The 19,756-nt window shown below is 62.2% G+C and carries 18 protein-coding genes; 11 read left to right on the forward strand and 7 right to left on the reverse strand.

Annotation, left to right across the window (positions count from 1 at the left end; genetic code table 11):
• Positions 1-468: 468 nt before the first annotated feature.
• The 4 genes from MUN81_RS17315 (at position 469) to lysS (ending at position 6,424) form a co-directional block, all read left to right on the forward strand.
• Positions 469-963 carry a hypothetical protein gene (locus tag MUN81_RS17315; protein WP_245117412.1) on the forward strand — a complete coding sequence of 165 codons (495 nt, stop codon included), beginning with the start codon at positions 469-471 and terminating at the stop codon, positions 961-963.
• Between the two features lie 234 nt (positions 964-1,197).
• Positions 1,198-3,366, forward strand: coding sequence for a carboxy terminal-processing peptidase (locus tag MUN81_RS17320; protein WP_245112688.1), 2,169 nt, complete (start codon positions 1,198-1,200; stop codon positions 3,364-3,366).
• Positions 3,367-3,635: 269 nt separating this feature from the next.
• A complete protein-coding gene (locus MUN81_RS17325) occupies positions 3,636-4,724 on the forward strand; it encodes a hypothetical protein (protein ID WP_245112690.1) in 1,089 nt (362 codons plus the stop codon).
• A 143-nt stretch (positions 4,725-4,867) separates the two neighbouring features.
• The gene (gene lysS / locus MUN81_RS17330) at positions 4,868-6,424 is read left to right on the forward strand and encodes a lysine--tRNA ligase (RefSeq protein WP_245112692.1); all 1,557 of its coding nucleotides are present in this window, start codon (positions 4,868-4,870) and stop codon (positions 6,422-6,424) included.
• 315 nt (positions 6,425-6,739) lie between these two features.
• On the opposite strand, the gene MUN81_RS17335 is transcribed toward lysS, so the two are convergent.
• Both MUN81_RS17335 and MUN81_RS22835 read right to left on the reverse strand, forming a co-directional pair.
• Positions 6,740-7,096, reverse strand: coding sequence for a YtxH domain-containing protein (locus MUN81_RS17335; protein ID WP_245112693.1), 357 nt, complete (start codon positions 7,094-7,096; stop codon positions 6,740-6,742).
• A gap of 124 nt (positions 7,097-7,220) precedes the next feature.
• On the reverse strand, positions 7,221-7,658 hold the full coding sequence (locus MUN81_RS22835; protein WP_348533144.1) for a CsbD family protein: 438 nt from the start codon (positions 7,656-7,658) through the stop codon (positions 7,221-7,223).
• Positions 7,659-7,901: 243 nt separating this feature from the next.
• Here MUN81_RS22835 and MUN81_RS17345 point away from each other — a divergent pair, with 243 nt between their 5' ends.
• From MUN81_RS17345 to MUN81_RS17365, 5 genes are all read left to right on the forward strand, one after another.
• Positions 7,902-8,150, forward strand: a complete 249-nt coding sequence (locus MUN81_RS17345; RefSeq protein WP_245112695.1) for a kazal domain protein — start codon at positions 7,902-7,904, stop codon at positions 8,148-8,150.
• Between the two features lie 10 nt (positions 8,151-8,160).
• Entirely contained in the window at positions 8,161-9,117 is a 957-nt protein-coding gene (locus tag MUN81_RS17350) for a GNAT family N-acetyltransferase (protein ID WP_245112697.1), read from the forward strand.
• Positions 9,118-9,187: 70 nt separating this feature from the next.
• On the forward strand, positions 9,188-9,559 hold the full coding sequence (locus MUN81_RS17355; protein ID WP_245112704.1) for a cupin domain-containing protein: 372 nt from the start codon (positions 9,188-9,190) through the stop codon (positions 9,557-9,559).
• A gap of 37 nt (positions 9,560-9,596) precedes the next feature.
• Entirely contained in the window at positions 9,597-10,454 is an 858-nt protein-coding gene (locus MUN81_RS17360) for a dienelactone hydrolase family protein (RefSeq protein ID WP_245112705.1), read from the forward strand.
• Positions 10,455-10,543: 89 nt separating this feature from the next.
• Positions 10,544-10,825, forward strand: coding sequence for a hypothetical protein (locus MUN81_RS17365; RefSeq protein ID WP_245112706.1), 282 nt, complete (start codon positions 10,544-10,546; stop codon positions 10,823-10,825).
• Positions 10,826-10,979: 154 nt separating this feature from the next.
• Here the strand turns inward: MUN81_RS17365 and MUN81_RS17370 are convergent, their stop codons facing one another.
• Positions 10,980-12,536, reverse strand: a complete 1,557-nt coding sequence (locus MUN81_RS17370; protein WP_245112708.1) for a M20/M25/M40 family metallo-hydrolase — start codon at positions 12,534-12,536, stop codon at positions 10,980-10,982.
• 325 nt (positions 12,537-12,861) lie between these two features.
• Here MUN81_RS17370 and MUN81_RS17375 point away from each other — a divergent pair, with 325 nt between their 5' ends.
• Both MUN81_RS17375 and MUN81_RS17380 read left to right on the forward strand, forming a co-directional pair.
• Positions 12,862-13,272, forward strand: coding sequence for a hypothetical protein (locus MUN81_RS17375; RefSeq protein WP_245112710.1), 411 nt, complete (start codon positions 12,862-12,864; stop codon positions 13,270-13,272).
• 114 nt (positions 13,273-13,386) lie between these two features.
• Complete coding sequence (locus MUN81_RS17380) at positions 13,387-13,962, forward strand: DUF4890 domain-containing protein (protein WP_245112711.1); 576 nt, start codon at positions 13,387-13,389, stop codon at positions 13,960-13,962.
• Positions 13,963-14,051: 89 nt separating this feature from the next.
• On the opposite strand, the gene uxuA is transcribed toward MUN81_RS17380, so the two are convergent.
• The 4 genes from uxuA to MUN81_RS17400 form a co-directional block, all read right to left on the reverse strand.
• On the reverse strand, positions 14,052-15,221 hold the full coding sequence (uxuA, locus tag MUN81_RS17385) for a mannonate dehydratase (RefSeq protein WP_245112713.1): 1,170 nt from the start codon (positions 15,219-15,221) through the stop codon (positions 14,052-14,054).
• A gap of 176 nt (positions 15,222-15,397) precedes the next feature.
• Positions 15,398-16,219 (reverse strand): SDR family oxidoreductase, encoded by an 822-nt coding sequence (locus MUN81_RS17390; RefSeq protein WP_245112717.1) that lies wholly within the window; start codon positions 16,217-16,219, stop codon positions 15,398-15,400.
• A gap of 102 nt (positions 16,220-16,321) precedes the next feature.
• A complete protein-coding gene (gene bglX / locus MUN81_RS17395; protein ID WP_245112725.1) occupies positions 16,322-18,577 on the reverse strand; it encodes a beta-glucosidase BglX in 2,256 nt (751 codons plus the stop codon).
• A 218-nt stretch (positions 18,578-18,795) separates the two neighbouring features.
• Positions 18,796-19,650: a sialate O-acetylesterase gene (locus MUN81_RS17400; protein WP_245112727.1), complete on the reverse strand. Its 855-nt coding sequence runs from the start codon at positions 19,648-19,650 to the stop codon at positions 18,796-18,798.
• Positions 19,651-19,756: the final 106 nt, after the last annotated feature.

Genomic DNA, 19,756 nt, shown 5'->3' on the forward strand with positions numbered 1-19,756 from the left:
TAGCGGGATGTAACCTCCACTGCGGTGGTCCCGTTAAGGTCATCAACTAGCCGGGTAGGCTGGTTTTCCTTTCCACATTTTCAACTCCTTCCTAGCATGAACACCAACGATTCGAACAACCCGCAGAATTCCGGCACCGGCGCAGGCGCAAACTATGGCACCCAGAACACGGGCACCGGCATGGGCAACAGCACCGGCCTGAGCAACGAAGGCACCAGCTACAACGCTGGCACCGGCGTAACGCCCGGCACGGGCACGTCGAGCCCCTCGGGTGCCTCGCTGGGCAACGTAAATAACAGCACCGACGGCGACGACTTCAGCGCCACGGCTAAAGGTGCAGCAGTAGCCGGCACTCCCGGCGCCGTGGTAGGCCGCGCCATCGACGGTGTGCAGAACACCGCCGACCATGCCGCCCACGCCGTAACCGGCCAGCCCTACGATTCGAGCCCCAGCGCAAACCTGACCGGCATGTTCCGCGACCGTAGCAGCGCTGAGAAGGCTTACCAGTCGCTCTCGTCGCGTGGTTACGGCAAAGACGACGTGAACGTGCTGATGTCGGACGAAACCCGCAAAACTCACTTCGGCGACGACACCGCCCACACCGACCTCGGCGATAAGGCCATGGAAGGCGCTGGTGTAGGCTCCGCCATTGGCGGTACGGCTGGTGCCATCATCGGCGCCATTGCCGCCATCGGCACTTCGGTAGCTCTGCCCGGTCTGGGCCTCATCATTGCCGGCCCGCTGGCCGCTGCGCTGGCCGGTGCCGGTGCCGGTGGCCTCACGGGTGGCTTGGTAGGCGCCCTGGTGGGCTCGGGCATTCCCGAGGAGCACGCCGCTGAGTACGAAGAAGGCGTGAAGAACGGCGGCATCGTGATGGGCGTGAAGCCCCGCAACGAAGAAGATGCCCGCTATTTCGAAGAGGAGTTCCGTCGCCACAACGGCGACAAGATTTACAAGTACTAAGTACGTCGCAGGTTCCGGCCTGCTCGTCCCGAAAAAAGCCTTTCCCGTCTGGGAAAGGCTTTTTTGTTGCAACCTTCGCCCGGTAGGGCTAGTTCTTGTAGAGTGCGCGGCAAGCGTGGCCGCTGGCGGGCACTTATTTCACCCGCCGGGGCGTTTTCGACGTACACCATACGGCCCAAACGTGCATAGCGCCGGCCGTATATTTGAATTTCAACTCCGTTTTATTTCCCGCAAATGTCTTCCCCCCGCTTGAAAGTCGGGCTGTACGCCTTTTTGGTCGCGGCCGTGTTTGTTCTGGCATCCTACCGGTTGTTCCGCCGGGCCGACTCGGCAGTGCCGAGCAAGGACCAAGTGCTTATTGGCCTTATGCTGAGCGGACTGAACTCGCAGCATTACCAGCCTGAAAAAATTGATGACGCGTTTTCCAAGCGCGTGTTCGACCTGTATCTCAAGCACCTCGACAACCGCAAGCAGTTTCTGCTGGCCAGCGACGTAGACCAGTTGCGCCGCTATCAGACGCAGATTGACGACGAGGTGAAGCGCGGCACGCACGAGTTTCTGGACCTGAGCAACAAGCTCATGGCCGACCGCACCAAGGAAATGCAGGCCCTGTACCGCGAGCTGCTGGCCAAGCCCTTCGACTTCACGGCGGACGAAACCCTGCAAACCGATTTCGATAAGGCTACCTTCCCTGCCGACAAAGCTGCCCAGCGCGAGCTATGGCGCAAGCTGCTGAAATACGAAACCTTGAGCCGTGTTTCGGAAATGATGGACGCTCAGGAGAAGGCCAAAGAAGCCAAGCCCAGCGGTGCCACCGCCGCCCCCAGCGCGGCCAACGCCGATGCCCCTACGGCCGCCGAACCCGTGCGCACCCCCGCCCAAATGGAAGCCGAAGCCCGCAAGCGCGTGCTGAAAGCCTATGACGAACAGTTTGAAGACATGGCCGACATCGACGCCAACGAGCGGTTGGCCGAGTACGCCAACACCATCGCCAATACCTACGACCCGCACACCGAGTACTTTGCCCCCAAAGCCAAGGAAGATTTCGATTATGAAATGACCGGCCGCTTCGAGGGCATCGGGGCCACGCTGCGCGAGAAGGACGGCCTGATTTACGTGGACGAAATCATTCCCGGCTCGGCCTCGGCCCGGCAGGGCGATTTGAAGAAGGGCGACGCCCTGCTGCGCGTGGCCCAGGGCGCGGCCGAACCGGTGAGCATTGAGGGCTGGCGCACGGCCAAGGCAGTCACCCTGATTCGGGGTAAAAAAGGCTCCGAAGTGCGCCTTACGGTGCGCAAGCCCGACGGCAGCACCAAGATTATTCCCATCATCCGCGACGTGGTGGTGGTCGACGACAAGTACGCCCAGTCCTCGGTTATTACCGACAAGGGGCAGAAAATTGGTTACCTGCGCCTGCCGGGCTTCTACGCCGACTTCAACGACAACGGCGGCCGCAGTTCGTCGGACGACGTGAAGAAAGAACTGGCCAAGCTCAACGCCGAGGGCGTGAAGGGCGTGATTATGGACCTGCGCTTCAACGGAGGCGGCTCGCTCACCGATGCCGTTTCGATGGCGGGCCTTTTCATGGAAAGCGGCCCCATGGTGCAGGTGCGCGACGGCCAGGGCCGTACGCAGGTGCTGACCGACAACGACCCGCGCGTGCAGTACAGCGGCCCGCTGGTGATTCTGGTGAACAAGTACAGCGCCTCGGCCTCCGAGATTCTGGCCGCGGCCATTCAGGACTACAAGCGCGGCGTGATTATGGGCTCGACCAGCACGTATGGCAAAGGCACCGTGCAGCGCATCTTCGACCTAGATGAGGCCCTGCCGGCCGAACTGAACAGCGTGAAGCCCATTGGCTCGCTCAAGCTCACCACGCAGAAATTCTACCGCGTGAATGGCGGCTCGACCCAGTTCAAAGGCGTGGTATCGGACATCGTGGTGCCCGACCTCTACTCCTACCTCGACCAGGGTGAAAAGGAATCGGACTACCCGCTGAAATGGGATGAGATTCAGCCCGCCCGCTACCGCCCCTGGAACGAATCGCCCAACCTGGAGAAGCTGCGCGCCAACAGCAAAGCCCGCGTAGCCACCAACGCCAGCTTTAAGGTGATGGACGACATGGTGAAGAGCATGCGCAAGCGCAAAGACGAAAGCGTGGTATCGCTCAAGCTAAGCGCTTTCCGTGCCGAGCAGCAGGAGTCGAAACTGATTTCGGACCGGTATGAGGCTGCGCAGAAGACCACCACGGCCCTCGCCTTCTCGCCCTTGGCGGCCGACATCCGCGCCGTGAATGGCGACACCGTGAAGGTGAACCGCGCCGCCCGCTTCACTAAAGGCCTGAAAAAGGACATCACCATTGGCGAAGCCGTGGCAGTCATTCAGGATGAGATTAAGCAATAGCTAACTGCTGATGTTGAGTGGCCGGTTGACAACGTATTGCTAGCCTGCCGCCTTCAGAAAAGCCCCCACACCATATGGTGCGGGGGCTTTTTTTGGCACTCTTTTGGCACGACAACCATATTAGCAAACAGCCAGTCATTAATTTCAACACAACCTTTTTTACAAGACCTCACAACACACTGATTTACAACGATAAATAACGTTAGCAAAATTGACAAAAAAGTTAGTAATTAAGCAACTAAATACCCGCCGAAAGCTGTTTACCTGACATGAAGACTACAGAGGAAACCCGCATCATTCCGCTCAATCCCCAGGTCGACGCGCCTGCCGATGAGCTTCAGCAGAAGTTGGCTGATGAAAACTGGCGTAAATCAATCCCAGCGCAGGTTTTCCTCAACTACTTCTTTGCCATCAACTATCATATTCAGGAGAACGACGACGTGCTCGGCGGCCTCCAGAACCTGCCTTTCTTCCGCAGCCACACGGCGGAGTTGAGCGATGCCGACGTGGCGGCGCTCACCAAGCTGCTGCACACCAGCTGGAGCACCGAGTACGCGCTGCGCGCCACCGCCGAACTGGGCGACGAGAACTTCCTGCGCAACGCCCTGCACTGGACGTTCCCGCAGGCGTACCACGCCATCCTGTCGGGCTTGCAGGCGTTCCTGTACACCACCGGGGTGCGCTCAAACAACGGCCAGCTTATCCGCCGTGAGGTGGGGCGCTTGGTGGTGAAGAATGCCTACCCGCGTCCGGTGTCGTTTTACGCCGCTGGTGCTTATGGCGACTTCAGCATTCACCGCTTGCCGCTGGCGGGCTACAAGGCCGGGCTGCACATCGCCAGCAAGGAGATTGACGCCCAGGCCCAGATTGGCCAGATGCTGCGCACCACGCGCAAGATGAAAGCGCAGTGGACCCGCCAGCAGGTGCAGGCCAACCCCAACACGGCCATTCGCAGCCAGAAGACGGGGCGCCCGCTTGATAAGTGGACGGCCGCGCACTGGCAGCAGATTACCTGGCGCCTGGGTTACACCACCATCTTCGACCTGCTGGGCCGCCTGCGCATCTCGGAGAGCACCCGCGAGATTGAGCGCTACGTGGAGGCCGACATCGACTTCCGCCTGTTCCACAGCTCGCTGCTCAACATTGTGAGCTACCTCAACGGCATCCACGAGACGTATGTGGCCAAGGCCCTGGGCCTGGAGCGCTACCGCGAGCTGGTGGCCGAGCTGCCGGTGCATTTGCAGTCGGGCTTCGTGCAGGAGCGGTTGCGCACCCGCGTTGAGCCGGTGCTGGCGCCCACGCCGCCCACGGCCCCTGCCATTGCCGCCGAAAGCCAGCAGTTCCGCATGGCTGCTTAAGCCCCGCTTTCTGCGGATTTTATGAGAGGAAAGCCGCTCCGGTTCGGAGCGGCTTTTTTCGTGCCGTACTTTTGCGGTTCACTTTTAATGACCACGGCCTTGCCTGCCCCCAACTTTTGCCGGCAGTAAGGGTTCAGAAGACCATGCAGCACCTCAGCGAACAGGAATTACAGCGCCGCCACAAACTAGAAGAACTGGAAAAGCTGGGCATCGAAGCGTACCCGTCGGAGCTGTTCGACGTGACGTTTTATGCCAAGGAGATTCACGACAACTACCACCCGGAGCTAAACAACTTCCAGGAAGTGGCGCTGGCGGGCCGCCTGATGTCGCAGCGCGTGATGGGCAAGGCCTCGTTTGCGGAACTGATGGATACCTCGGGCCGCATTCAGCTGTATGTGAACCGCGACGAAATCTGCCCCGGCGAAGACAAGGAGCTGTACAATACCGTGTTTAAGAAGCTGCTCGATTTGGGCGACTTCATCGGCGTGAAAGGCCGCGTGTTTAAGACGCAGGTGGGCGAGACTTCCATCCACGTGACCGAACTGAAGCTGCTGGCCAAGGCCTTGCGCCCCCTGCCCGTGGTGAAGGAGAAGGTGGACGAAGCCACCGGCGAGAAAGTGACCTACGACGCCTTCACCGACCCCGAGCAGCGCTACCGCCAGCGCTACGTGGACCTGGTGGTGAACCCGCAGGTGCGCGACACCTTCATCAAGCGCACGCAGTTGGTGCAGTCGATGCGGAATTTCCTTAACGACAAGGGCTATCTGGAAGTGGAAACCCCGATTCTGCAGCCGCTGTACGGTGGCGCGGCGGCGCGGCCCTTCACCACGCACCACAACACGCTGGACATGACGCTGTACCTGCGCATTGCCAACGAGCTGTATCTGAAGCGCCTCATTGTGGGCGGGTTCGATGGCGTGTACGAGTTCAGCAAGGACTTCCGCAATGAAGGCATGTCGCGCTTCCACAACCCCGAGTTCACCCAGATGGAGCTCTACGTGGCCTACAAGGACTACGCCTGGATGATGGACCTAGTGGAGGAAATGGTGGAGCGCGTGGCCTTGGCCCTGCACGGCCAGACGGAGGTGCAGGTAGGCGCGAACGTCATCAACTTCCAGCGGCCCTGGCAGCGTTACACCATGTTTGAGGCCATTGAGAAGTACACGGGCAAAGCCATCGGCGAGATGGACGAAGCGGCCCTGCGCGAAACTGCCCAGGAGCTGAACGTGCACCTCGACCCCAGCATGGGCAAGGCCAAAATCATCGACGAAATCTTTGGTGAGCACGTGGAGCCCAAGCTCATCCAGCCCACGTTCATCACCGATTACCCGGTGGAGATGTCGCCGCTGGCCAAAAAGCACCGCGACCGTCCCGGCATGGTGGAGCGCTTCGAGGCAATCTGCAACGGCAAGGAAATCTGCAACGCCTTCTCCGAGCTCAACGACCCCATTGACCAGCGCAAGCGCTTCGAGGACCAGTTGGAGCTGGGCAAGCGCGGCGACACCGAGGCAATGGTGCTCGACGAAGACTTCCTGCGCGCCCTGGAGTACGGCATGCCGCCCACGGCCGGCTTAGGCATTGGTATCGACCGCCTGAGCATGATTATGACCAACTCCCACTCCATTCAGGACGTGCTGTTCTTCCCGCAGATGAAGCCGGAGAACGTGCAGAAGGAAAAGCCAGAAGCCGAGGAAAAATAATGGCTCTGCACGGCGTTGAGTCGTGACGTTATAAAAATCGAAAAGCCCCACACGAAATGTCGTGCGGGGCTTTTCTTTTTTACAACCTTCTTACCCTTCAAACCGCTGTTTTTATCAGAAGCTTGCGATGGATTCGTCTGATTTTACTACTGAACTTTTTAACCTAATTCAGCAGAAGCTCCTACGACCGGCAATTTTACTGACAACACATTTCGGCCTTCTTTCAAGTCGGTTGTGAGGGATTTTACGAGGCCGTAGGGAGCAGGTTGCGATAATGGCGAAAATGCCAAAATTATGTTTCTCCCCGGCAGGGTACTACCCGCGCGGCTGGTGGCGCGTGTCGTCGCCGAAGCCGTCGTAATCGGGATTATCGATGCTGTGGGTGTGGGCCGTGGATACGCTGCCCAGTCCTTGCAGGAGGCGGTCGGCGGCTTGCTTGTCTTCGCTCAGAACGGCATCGGCGTTGGTGTGGCCGGAGGCATCGCCGCCTTGCACCTTGGCCAGAGTGTCCTTGAAAAGCTTGCTGAGGTCGCCGCCCCACTTGGTGGCCGAGCGTTTGAGGTTGGTGCGGGCGTCGTCGCCGGTTTCGGGGGCCAGCAGCAGGCCGGCCACGATGCCGGCCGTGGCGCCGGCCAGCAGCGAGAGAATGACTTTGCCTTTGTCGTCTTTCATGGGAGTGCAGGAAAAAAGAAATAACTACTTATTGCCTAACGGGAAAACCAGCCGACTTGTTGGGACAGCAAAAAGCCCCGCACCTTGCGGCGCGGGGCTTTTTGCTACAAGTGACTGGCGTCGACTACAGGTCGTTCAGCATCTTGGTGATTTCGGCTTTGCCTTTGCCAAGCTTTTCCTGCAGGCGGCCCACCAGCTGGTCGCCCTGGCCTTCGGCGTAGGTCAGGTCTTCGTCGGTGAGCTGGGCGTACTGCGCTTTCAGCTTGCCTTTGGCCTCGTCCCAGTTGCCTTTGATTTTGAGGCTGCTGCCGGGCAGGGTCACGCCGAGGTCTTCGAGCTTGCCGGCGTATTCTTTGAATTTAGCTTCGAGGTCGGAGCCCAGCTTTGTGGCTTGCTCGCCGAGCTGGCCGCTGTATTTGGAGGCAACGCCTTTCCAGTTTTCGCGGGTAGCCGAGCCTTTGTCGGGGGCCAGCAGCATACCGGCGATGATGCCAGCGCCGGCACCGGCGAGGGCGGCCAAAAGTACTTTACCGGCGTTGTTGTCTTCTTCGTGGTACGACATGGTAATGGGTAATGAAGGGTGATGAAGTGAAAGTAGGCCAGGGGAAACGCGGAGCCGAACACAAAACCAAATATTTTGTTTTAGCCCCGCGATTGGTCTGGCTGCCTATACGAAGGCCAACGTCAGGGGTTGAGCTTGGCAATAAATTTTCCGCAACGCCACGGCCGGAAAGTGCCCCTGAGCCCCGGACGTGCCCGGTTCCGCCCGGAACGGCGTAGATTCGCCCCTCTTCCGCCTGGCCCCATGAGAAAGCTCCTGCCCCTATATATTGCCCTGCTGCTGGCCCCGGCCTGCCGCCGCAACGCGGCACCCGCCGCCGCGTCCGACTGCATCGACCCGGCCAAGGTGAACCCCGGCGGCATTTGCACCATGGAATACAACCCCGTGTGCGGCTGCGACGGCAACACCTACGCCAACGCCTGCGTGGCCGGCAACGCCGGCGTGCGCAGCTTCACCAAAGGCCCCTGCCCGGAAGCCTCACCAAAGCAGTAAGTGCCTGACTATGGCCATTGCCAGCGCCCGCGTGAACCAAGCCCGCTACCGTGAGTTCTGCCGCACTGCGCCCCATGTACCGGTTTTTGCGCAGGCTTGGTACCTGGACGCCTGCCGCGAAGGCGGTGCCTGGGACGTGGCACTGGCCGAAGAAGACGGGCGCGTGGTGGCAGCGCTACCCTATTTTTTTAAGCAGAAAGGGCCGTTTCGCTACGCCACCATGCCGCCGTTTGTGAAGTGGCTGGGACCGTATGTGCTGCCCGAGTTTCGGGGCGTGCTGAAGAAGGAGCATGGGCTGCTGGAGGAGCTCATCCGGCAACTGCCGCCGCTGGCCGCGTTCAAGCAGAATTTCTACCCCGGCAGCACCAACTGGCTGCCTTTCTACTGGCAGAAATTCCGGCAAACCACCTACTATACCTACCGCCTGCACGACCTGCAAAACCTAAAGCAGGTGGAAGCAGGCCTCAATCGCAACATCCGGCGCAACCTGCAAAAGGCCCGGGAGCAGGTGCGGGTGGTGAACAACCTCGGCCCGGAGCGGTTTTATGCAATCAACAAGCTGAGCTTTGACCGCCAGAACTTAGCCATGCCCTACTCCTGGGGGCAGTTTGAGCGGCACGATGCGGCGCTGGCGGCCAACGGCGCCCGGCAGCTATTCTTCGCGGTGGATGCGCAGGAGCGCGTGCATTCGGCGGCGTATCTCATCTGGGACCAGCAGGCGGCCTATTATCACCTCTCGGGCGACGACCCTGCCCTGCGCGACAGCGGCGCCGGCATTTTGCTGATTTGGGAAGCCATTCGCTACGCCAGCGAGGTGCTGGGGCTGGACTGCTTCGACTTTGAAGGCAGCATGCTGCCGGCGGTGGAGCGCATTCGGGTGCAGTTTGGGGCGGTGCAGACGCCGTATTTCTTTGTGTGGAAATACAACTCGCGTGCTTTTGAGCTGCTGGAGAAACTTCGGCCGTAGCAGTTAGAACGGTCATGCTCATCTGGCGTTCTTTTGATTTGTTCACTTATTCGTTCCTTCTCCCAAATCCATGTCTGAAAAACGTTACGTCCTCAACCCCTCCCCTTTCATTGTGCCCACCACCGACGGCAAGCTCATTGAGGAGCACGTGGGCGGGGCCAGCACCGGCACCACCGCCTACAGCCTGGCGCACATGGTGGCGCCGCCACACTGGAGCGAGCCCCACCAGACGCCCACATTCGACGAAATCACCATCGTGGTGCGGGGCCGGAAGCGGTTTGAAATCGACGGCGACGTGGTGGAGCTGCAGGCCGGGCAGGCCCTGCTAATAAAGGGCGGCGCCCGGGTGCGCTATTCCAACCCCTTTGAGGAAGAATGCGAGTACTGGTCCATCTGCGTGCCGGCCTTCAACCCCGATACCGTGAACCGCGAAGCCGAGTAGCCGCCGTATCCCTCATTCAATCAGTACATTTAGCCTCATGGACCAACGCATCATCGACCTCTTCGACGAATACACCCACGCCCCGCTGTCGCGCAAGGACTTTATGGAGCGGCTGGTGAAGCTGGCCGGCGGCACGGCGCTGGCTTTTTCGGCACTTTCCATCCTGGAGCCCGGCTACGCGGCGGCCGCCACCGTGAGCCCGCAAGATGACAACCTGGAAACCGAGGACGTGAGCTGGCCCGGCGACGGCGCCACCGTGCAAGGATACCTGGTGCACCCCAAAGGCAAAAAGAAACGCGGCGCCGTAGTGGTCATTCACGAAAACCGCGGCCTGACGCCGCACATCAAGGACGTGACGCGGCGCGTGGCGCAGGCCGGCTACCTGGCCCTGGGCGTGGATGCGCTGAGTGTAGTGGGCGGCACGCCGGCCGACGAGGACAAGGGCCGCGAGCTCATCGGCAAGCTCGACCCGCTCAAAAACCTGAATAACTACCTGGCGGCCCTCACTTACCTGCGCGCCCGGCCCGACTGCAACGGCCGCACCGGCGCGGTGGGCTTCTGCTGGGGCGGCGGCCTGGTGAACCAGCTGGCCGTGCACGACCCCAAGCTCGACGCCGGCGTGGCCTACTACGGCGCCCAGCCCAAAGCCGAAGACGTAGCCAGAATCAAGGCTACGATGCTGCTGCACTACGGCGGGCTCGACCAGCGCATCAACGCTGGCATTCCGGCCTACGAGGCGGCCCTGAAAGCAGCGGGCACCAAGTACGAGCTGTACGTGTACGAGGGCGCCAACCACGCTTTCAACAACGACACCTCGCCCGCCCGCTACAACGCCGAAGCCGCCAAGCTGGCTTGGGACCGCACCTTGAAACTATTCAAGGAAAAACTGGGCTAGCCGGGCAACCGCGCCGTTTTTAGCGGCATCTTTGCGGTATCGACCCGGTATTCATGTCGCGTAAGAAGCTACCCCTTCTCTTCGTTGCGTTGGCCTGCAAAGTCAGCAGCAGCATGGCCCAAAGCCAGCCAGCCCCGGCCCGGCCACCGGCCCCCGACCCTGACTATCAGGAGCTGACGGTGCCGGTGCCGCGCGCCGTGTCATTGGTGACGGACGTGGCCGCAGCCCTGTTTTCGCGCAACCCGGAGGGTAAAAGCAAAGTGCAGGACATCGTGGACCGCCGCCGCAAACGCTCCGAATCCGGCGACCAGAGCCTGAAAGTCAGCATTCCGAAGAACGGGCTGACCCGCACGCTGGGATTGGTGGAATGAGATGGAGCAAACGAAAAAAAATGAACGTCATGCAGAGCGCAGCGAAGCATCTTGCCCGCCACCACTAATCCAATCGACAGGATTTACTGGTGGCGGGCAAGATGCTTCGCTGCGCTCTGCATGACGTTCCGATAATCGAAACATTCGTTCTGCCTTACTGCGGCTTCGCGGCTGAGGGCAGCGGCTTGCGGGGCAGCTTCTGGTCGCGCATGGCGGCATCGTACACGAAGCTGGCCACCACCACGGACGCTTGTTTCAGGTCGTCGGCAATGAGACGGTCGTAGGTGTCCTGATTGGTGTGGTGGGTGACGGGGAAGTAGTCGAGGCCGTCTTGGATGAACTGGAAACCGGGCAGGCCCACAGCGTCGAAGGCGATGTGGTCGGTGCTGCCGGTGTTGCGCAGGGTCACGGTGCTGGCGCCGAGGTCGGCAAAGGGTGCCAGCCACTGCTGGAAGATGGGCGCTACAGCCTCGTTGCCCTGGGCGTAGATGCCGCGGATTTTGCCGCCGCCGTTGTCGAGGTTGAAGTAGGCCGCCAGTTTCTCGTGCTCGGGCTTGAGCTGCATGGTGGCGGGGTCGGCGAAGTGGTTTTTCACGTAGCCGCGCGAGCCGTGCAGGCCTTCCTCCTCTTCGCCCCACAGGGCAATGCGGATGGTGCGGCGCGGCTTCAGGCCGGTGGCTTTGAGGATGCGGACGGCCTCCATCATTACGGCGCAGCCGGCCGCGTTGTCGGTGGCGCCGGTGGCGGCGTGCCAGGAGTCGAGGTGGCCGCCGAGCATCACCACTTCCGATTTCAGCTTTTTGTCGGTGCCGGGGATTTCGGCCACCACGTTGTAGCCCTTTAAATCCTGGGTTTGGAAACGGGTTTTGGTTTCCATTTCCACCTCCACCGGTACGCCGGCTTCTACCAGCCGGATGAGGCGCAACTGGTCTTCGGGTGCGGTTTCAATTTCGGGCAGCGCGGGCTTGGCGTCGGCGGCGTAGGGCGCGCCGTTGCTGGTGTTGAAAGTGCCATAAATGCCGCCACGGGCACTGAGCACGCCAGCCGCGCCTTCGGCCACCAGCATATCGGCCACGGCGGTGCGCAGGGCGGCCATCGCCTTGCGGGAAGCCAGCATGGCAGCATCGGGAGCGGTGCGGGTAGGGTTGCTGGCCGGCTCGGCCATTTTCTTCAGGTCCTCATCGGAATAGCGCCGGATGGCGCCTTCGGTAGCGGGCTTGAGGGGCGCGGCCACGCTCATCACCACGATTTTGTCGCGCAGTTGGCCTTTGTACTGGGCCAGGTCGGCCTCGGTGGCGGCTTTCATCACCACCACTTGCTTGCGCACGGGGCCGGGCGTGCTGGGCGTCCAGGCCTTCGGAATGCCCACTAGGGCGTGGTAGTAGGGCGCCGTCATGGCCACGTACGACTTCTCGATGTCCCAGCCGCGGCCGAAGTCACCCCAGGCTTCGATGTTGGCGTTCGTGAGGCCGTATTTGGCGAGTTGGGCCTTGGTCCATTCGTTGGCGCGCTTCAGGCCGTCGGAGTTGGCGAGGCGCGGGCCGTTCACGTCGGTGAGGTAAAAGGCCGTTTCCATCACCTTGGAGCGGTTCATGCCTTCGTCGCGGATTTTGGCCAGCGCGGCGGCATCGAGCTTTTCGGACGATTGGGCCGCGGCGGGCGCTGGGCTGGCCAGGCTTCCGGCCAGGGTCAGGAGGACAAGTTTATTCATTGAATGAGCTGTAAGACGGTTTTTTCGTCTCTAAGGTAGGCAAAACCGAGGGGGCGCCGCAGCCCATGAGAGCTTTTCAAGCGCCATAAAACGCCTTTTGGAGCGCCATGCCGCGATGGTATCGGCGGTTCGGTCTGGCAATTCAGCCGCTTGGTCGGTGCCCGGCGCCTGCCCGTCCAGCCCGGCGTTTTTGGCCGCATTTCGGCCGGTGGTTTGCAAATACCCTGGCAGAACGAGTCGATTCACAACCCCCGGAGCCCGCTGCCTGCAGCACACGAGCCCAGCCTTTTCAATCTCCACTCCTCACTTTCTTCATTCAGAAATCATGAAAGCTTCCTTGTTTTCCCTCCTCGCCGCCGCCGCCCTGTTCACTTCCACCGCTTCTTTCGCCGCCGAAGGTCCTTTCGACCACCGCTACGACGACCGCAACAGCAAAGACTTCAACTACGGCTACGACCGCAACCACCGCGTGACCGCCGCCGAAAAAGCCCGCTGGGAAGCCGCCCACCGCAACGACCGCCGCGACAACGATGACCACTTCGACCGCAACCAGAACTACGGCTACGACCGCAACCACCGCGTAACGGCCCAGGAGCGGGCCCGCTGGGAAGCCCAGCAGCGCGCCCAGCGCGAAGCCCAAGAACGTGCCCAGCGCGAAGCCCAAATCCGGGCCCAGCGCGAAGCCCAGGAACGCGCCCGCTACGAAGCCGCGCATCGCCAGTATGGCCGCCGCTAAGCCCTGGCCCTGTTAACCCCGCCGCTAAAGTCCCGTTCCATACGCTGGAACGGGGCTTTTTCGCGGTAATCACCAAAGCTCCACTTTTTTCCATTTCTCACCCCCACATTCAACATGAAAAAGTACCTATTGCCTCTGTTCGCCGCGTTCGCCTTCACCGTAGGCACCGCCGCTGCTCAAACCACCCCCGACGGCGCCGGCATGCAGGGCCCGGGCCGCGGCTACGGCCGCATGCAAGGCTCGCCCGAGGAAATGGCCAAGCGCCAGACCGAGCGCATGACCCAGGAGCTGGGCCTCAGCGCCGACCAGGCCGCCAAAGTGCAGCAAATCATGATGGCCCGCGGCCAGGAAATGCAGTCGATGCGCGGCCAGATGGCGGGCGGCGACCGCGAAGCCATGCGCACCCAGATGCAAACCATGCGCACGAAGTATGACGCGCAGTTTAAGGAAGTGCTGACCGCCGACCAGTACACCAAATACACCGCCATGGAAGCCGACCGCATGAACCGCGGCGGCGGGCGTGGCATGGGTGGCCCGAGCATGGGCGGCCCCGACGGCGACGGCATCGACAAGATGAAGGCCAAAACCGACGACGGCACCAAGGTGAAAACCAAGGATGACAAGCTCAAAATCAAAGAAGACAAGGCCAAAGCCAAGGCCGAGAAGCTTAAGCTGAAAGCCGACAAGTAAGCCCTTGCGCTGCCACCTGGCACCCAAAAAAGCCCCGACCATCTGGCCGGGGCTTTTTCATGCCCTGCTGCATCAGCAATACCTATGGGTTATTCATTAAGGCCGCGGCTGATGCCCAGTTCGAGGCCGCGCAGCTCGGCCAGGCCGCGCAGGCGGCCGATGGCCGAATAGCCGGGGTTGGTTTTCTTTTTCAGGTCGTCGAGCATCTGGTGGCCGTGGTCGGGGCGCATGGGCAGGTTCACGCCCCGCTGGCGCATGGCCAGCACCAGCTCGCGCATCACGGCGTACATGTCCACGTCGCCCTCCAGGTGGTTGGCTTCGTAGAAGTTGCCGTCGGCGTCGCGCTGGGTGCTGCGCAAATGAATGAAATGAATGCGCCCGGCAAATTGGCGCACCATGGCGGGCAGGTCATTATCAGCCCGCACGCCAAAGGAGCCGGTGCAGAAGCACAGCCCGTTGGCGGGCGAGGGCACGGCGGCGGCCAGGGCGGCCACATCGGCGGCGGTGCTCACCACGCGCGGCAGGCCCAGAATGGGGTACGGCGGGTCGTCGGGGTGAATGGCGAGGCGGATGCCCACTTCCTCGGCCACCGGCACAATTTCCCGCAGAAACAGAATCAGGTGCTCGCGCAGCCGGGCCGCGTCGATGCCGGCGTACGCATCCAGCGCCTGCTGAAACTGGGCCAGCGTGAAGCTCTCTTCGCTGCCCGGCAGCCCGGCAATGATGTTGCGCTGCAGCAGCTGGCGCTCGTCGTCGCTCATGGCGGCGAGGCGGGCTTCGGCCCGAGCCAGCTCCTCGACGGTGTAGTCCTGGGCGGCGTTTTGCCGCTTCAGCAGCAGCGCATCGAAGGCCACGAAGGCGATTTTTTCGAAGCGCAGGGCCCGGGAGCCGTCCTCCACCTCGTAGGCCAGGTCGGTGCGCGTCCAGTCCAGCACGGGCATGAAATTATACGTCACCGTGAAGATGCCGCAGGCCGCCAGATTGCGCAGGCTCTGCTGGTAGTTGGCGATGTAGCGCGGGAAATCGCCGGTGCGGGTTTTGATATTTTCGTGCACGGGCACGCTTTCCACCACGCTCCAAATGAGACCAGCGCCGGCCACTTCGGCCTGACGTTTTTTGATTTCCTCGACAGGCCATACCTGGCCGTTGGGGACGTGGTGCAGGGCTGTCACCACATCGGTGGCGCCGGCCTGGCGGATGTCGGCCAGGCTCACGGGGTCGTTGGGGCCGTACCAGCGCCAGCTTTGAAGGATGGGCATCTTTTTCAGTTAACAGTTAGCAGTGAACAATGGGCAGCTATCACTCGCACGCCATGCTGAGCGCAGCCGAAGCATCTCGCGTGCAATAGTAAACCCAATCGAAAAGATTACTACCCCACGCGAGATGCTTCGGCTGCGCTCAGCATGACGTTCTTTATCTTGTTCAGGGAGTAAAATCAGACCCCGCTGAACGCGTTAAAACCGCCATCTACTACCACCGTTTCGCCGTTCACGAAGCGGGAGGCGTTGCTGAGCAGGTAGATGAGCGTGCCGGTCAGCTCTTCGGGCTCGCCGAAGCGCTGGAAGGGCGTGTGGTCGATGAACTTGCGGGCGCGGTCGGTGTGCGAGCCGTCGGCGGCCACGAGCAAGCCGCGGTTTTGCTCGGTGAGAAACACGCCGGGCGCAATGGCGTTCATGCGAATGCCGCCGCCGTAGCGCTGGCCCAGCTCGTTGGCCATCCAGCGGGTGTAGCCTTCGATGGCGGTTTTGGCCAGGGTGTAGCCCATCACGCGGGTGAGCGGGCGCTGGGCCGTGAGCGAGGAAATGTTGACAATGGAGCCCGTGCCCTGCCCCGCCATCACGCGGCCAAACACGGTGGTCGGAATCACGGTGCCGAACAGGTTCAAATCGACGGCGCGGCGGGTGTCCTCAATGCCCACGTCGAACAGGTTCTGGTCGGGGCCCACGGTGGCGCCGGGCATGTTGCCGCCCGCCGCGTTTACGAGGCCATCGATGCGGCCCCAGGTGGTCATGATTTTATCGCAGGCGGCACGCATCTGGGCCGGGTCGAGCACGTCGCCGAGCACCACCAGCGCTTCGCCTCCGATGGCCCGAATGGCCTCGGCCCGCGCCTGGGCCCGCGCAGCATTGCGGCCCAGAATGGCCACTTTGGCGCCCGCCTCGGCCACGGCCAGCGACATGGATGCGCCCAGCACCCCGGTGGCGCCCGTGATAACGACGACTTTATCGGCTAATGAAAATTGGTTAGGCGTTGGCATAAGATTGCAGGGTGCGGGGCTTGCCCCCGCCCGTCGTGGAAAGGAATTGAAATAGAAATGAGGGTAGCGGCGCGGCCGTCCGGGCAGGGACAAGGCCCGCCCCTACTGCAGCTCCACCGTGCCTTCGAGCCGGATGTCGTCCGAGGCGCTGCCCACCATCAGGTTGAAGGTGCCGGGCTCGGCGGCCCACTCCAGCCTGGAGTTGTAGAAGGCCAGCTTGTTCTGGTCGATGGTGAAGGTGATGGTCTGGCTTTTGCCGGGCTTGAGGCTGACTTTGCGGAAATCCTTCAGCTCCTTGAGCGGGCGCACCACCGAGGCCACGGGGTCGCGGAGGTAGAGCTGGGCCACTTCCTCGCCGGTCACTTTGCCGGTGTTGGTGAGCGTGAAGCTGACCTGCACCGACTCGCCAGCTTTGAGCTGCGGGCGGCTGATTTTGAGGTCGGAGTATTTGAACGTGGTGTAGCTCAGGCCGTGGCCGAAGGCGTAGCGCGGCGTGCTGGGCGCGTCGATGTAGGCCGATTTGTAGCGGATGTCGCCGGGCTTGGTAACGGGCCGGCCCGTGTTGTACTGCTGGTTGTAGGCGATGGGAATCTGGCCCACGTTGCGGGGGAAGGTGATGGGCAGCTTGCCGGCGGGGTTGTAGTCGCCGTAGAGCACATCGGCCAGCGCCAGGCCGCCTTCCGAGCCGGGCCACCAGGCGTAGAGAATGGCATCGGCCTGGTCGGCAATGGCGTCAAAAATGAGCGGACGCCCGCCAAACACCACCACGGCCACCGGCTTGCCAGTGGCCTTCAGGGCTTTGAATAGTTCTTCCTGCACGCCGGGCAGGTGGATGTCGGTGCGCGACTTGGCTTCGCCGCTCATGTCCCAGGCTTCGCCCACGGCCAGCACCACGAGGTCGGCGTTTTTGGCGGTGGCCACGGCCTGTTCGAAGCCGGCGCGGCTGTCGCCCGCCACGTTGCAGCCTTTGGCGTAAAGCAGTTGGGTGTTTTTGCCGGCGCGCTGGCGCAGGCCGTCGTAGAGCGAGGTAATGCGCGTGGTGTCGGTGTCCACGGTCCAGCTGCCGTTGAGGTCGCGCTTGGCCTTGGCCACGGGGCCGATGAGGGCGATGCTGCGCAGCTGTTTGGTGAGCGGCAGGGTGGCGCGCTCGTTTTTCAGCAGCACCAAGGATTTTTGGGCCATCTGGCGGGCGGCGGCGCGGTTTTGCGGGTCGGCCAGCACTTGCTGCTCGCGCTTTTCATCCGAGAAGCGGTAGGGGTCGTCGAACAAGCCCAGCTCAAATTTCTTGCGCAGAATGCGGCGCACGGCATCGTCCACCAACTCCATTTTCACCTTGCCGTCCTGCACCAGCTGGGCCAGGCTCTTACTGTACACGTCGGCTTCCATGTCCATGTCGGAGCCCGCCACGATGGCTTTTTGCGCTGCGTCTTTCTTGTCGGCGGCATAGCCCCAGGTCACCAGCTCGCCGATGGAGCCCCAGTCGCTCACCACGAAGCCGGGGTAGTGCCACTGGCCTTTCAGGATGTCGCGCTGCAGGTAGCTGTTGCCGGTGGCCGGCACACCGTTCAGGGTGTTGAAGGAGTTCATGAACGTGGCCACACCGGCATCGGCAGCGGCCTTGAAGGGCGGCAGGTAGGTTTCCCACAGCTGCTGCGGGCTGAGGTCGACGGCGTTGTAGTCGCGCCCGCCGATGGCGGCCCCGTAGGCGGCAAAGTGTTTGGCGCAGGCCATCACGGCGTCGGTGCCGCCCAGCTTTTCGCCCTGAAAACCCAGCACCCGAGCCCGGGCAATGAGCGAGCCAAGGTAGGTGTCTTCGCCGGCGCCTTCCATCACGCGGCCCCAGCGCGGGTCGCGGCCCACGTCGACCATGGGCGCAAATGTCCAGTGAATGCCCGAGGCCGCCGCCTCGCGGGCCGCCACGTGCGCGCCCAGTCGAATGGCGTCGAGGTCCCAGGAAGCGGCCTCGCCCAGCGGAATCGGGAAGGTGGTTTGATAGCCGTGGATGACGTCGAGGCTGAAAAGCAGCGGGATTTTAAGGCGCGATTTCAGAGCCTCGGCCTGGATTTCGCGGGTGTCCTTCACGCCTTTCACGTTCAGCATCGAGCCCACTTTACCGCTGCTGATGCTGCTGAGCAGGGTGCTTTTGCGGTCGCTGGCCGGGCCGGTTACTTCTCGGCCGGAGTATTGGTTGAGCTGGCCCACTTTTTCTTCCAGGGTCATCTGGGCCAGCAGCGCCGTCACGCGCTGGTCGATGCTGGCATTGGCGGACGGCGCGGATGCGGCATTCTGGGCCAGGGAAGCGGCGCCGGGTAGCAGCAGGCCCAGCACCAGAAGCGGCTTGGTAAGCAAACGAGTCATTGAGTAATGGGAAAAGGCCACCGGGGCGGCCGGGAAAAATTTGCGAATACTGGCGACCACCGGCCCTAGCTCCTCCGCCCGAGGCTTCCGTTGTACGTTCCCACCATCACCAGGAGGCAGCGGGTTGGCCGGAAGAGCTATTACTGAAATGGGTGTTTCGGGTCGGCGGTCGCCAGATATACGCAGTGCCCTCGCGGGCAGAGAAGAGAGGGTGTAGTTTAGTTTTTGCGGGAAGGGCGGCGTTGCAGCGCTTGCATGGCGGCTGCGTAGCGCCGGCCCAGCAGCCGGGCCGAAGCCGCGTTGAAATGCGTGTGGTCGCCGATGTCGGCCGTGCCCTCGGCGCTGATGTAGGCGTAGCGGGGCACCTGCCTGGCCAGCGCCGCCACGGCTTGGTTGACGCGCCGGGCGGCTTCGTTCGGGTGCGGCTGGCCATCAGGGCCGGCTTTGTTTATCTGGAAATCGGGCAGCTGCCCGGCCACAAATGGCACGTCAGGCGCCTGCAAATCGGCGCGCAGCCGCGTAATCAGCGCCTTGAGCTTTTGCTCGTATACGGCGCTTTTTTCGGGGGTGCTGTCGGTTTCGCCCTGGTGCCAGATGATGCCGGCCAGCGTGCCCATGCGCAGGGCCGTGCGGGCGCGGGCCAGGGCGTCGTCGTAGGGGTGGGTTTTGGTGCCTTCGTAATAAGCGCCGGGCGCCCAGGCGTCGATGCCGGAGCCGCCCACTGCGCAGGGAATCAACCCGATGGTGACGCTGGCGTCCTGCGCCGCCATCAGCCGGCCGAAGCTCAGGCCCGGCCCCACGCCGGCAATGGTTTTATCGAAGTGAAGGGGGTCCTGGGCCACTTCCCACTGTCCGGCCGGGTTCAGGCGCAGCACCCGGGCATTAGGCACGGTGTCCTCAGCTTCCACCAGGCCGCGGCCGGCCATGTTTGACTGGCCGATGAGCAGGTAGAGGCGGAACTTCTCCTTTCTAGCAGGCAGCGTTGCGGCTTGGCGCAGGCGCGGCTTCAGGGCTTGCGCGCGCAGCCCGGTCGTTGGCAGCAGGGCCACGAGCAGGAAGTATAGCAGAGGCAAGCGGCAGGAATTCATGGAACGGAGTAGAGACGCAATATTTTGCGTCTTGTCGTTGCTGATGTTGTTTAGGCCGTGCGGGTCTGGGCAGTCGGAGCGGTTCCAATCG

The sequence above is a fragment of the Hymenobacter sp. 5317J-9 genome, assembly GCF_022921075.1.
Taxonomy (GTDB): Bacteria; Bacteroidota; Bacteroidia; order Cytophagales; family Hymenobacteraceae; genus Hymenobacter.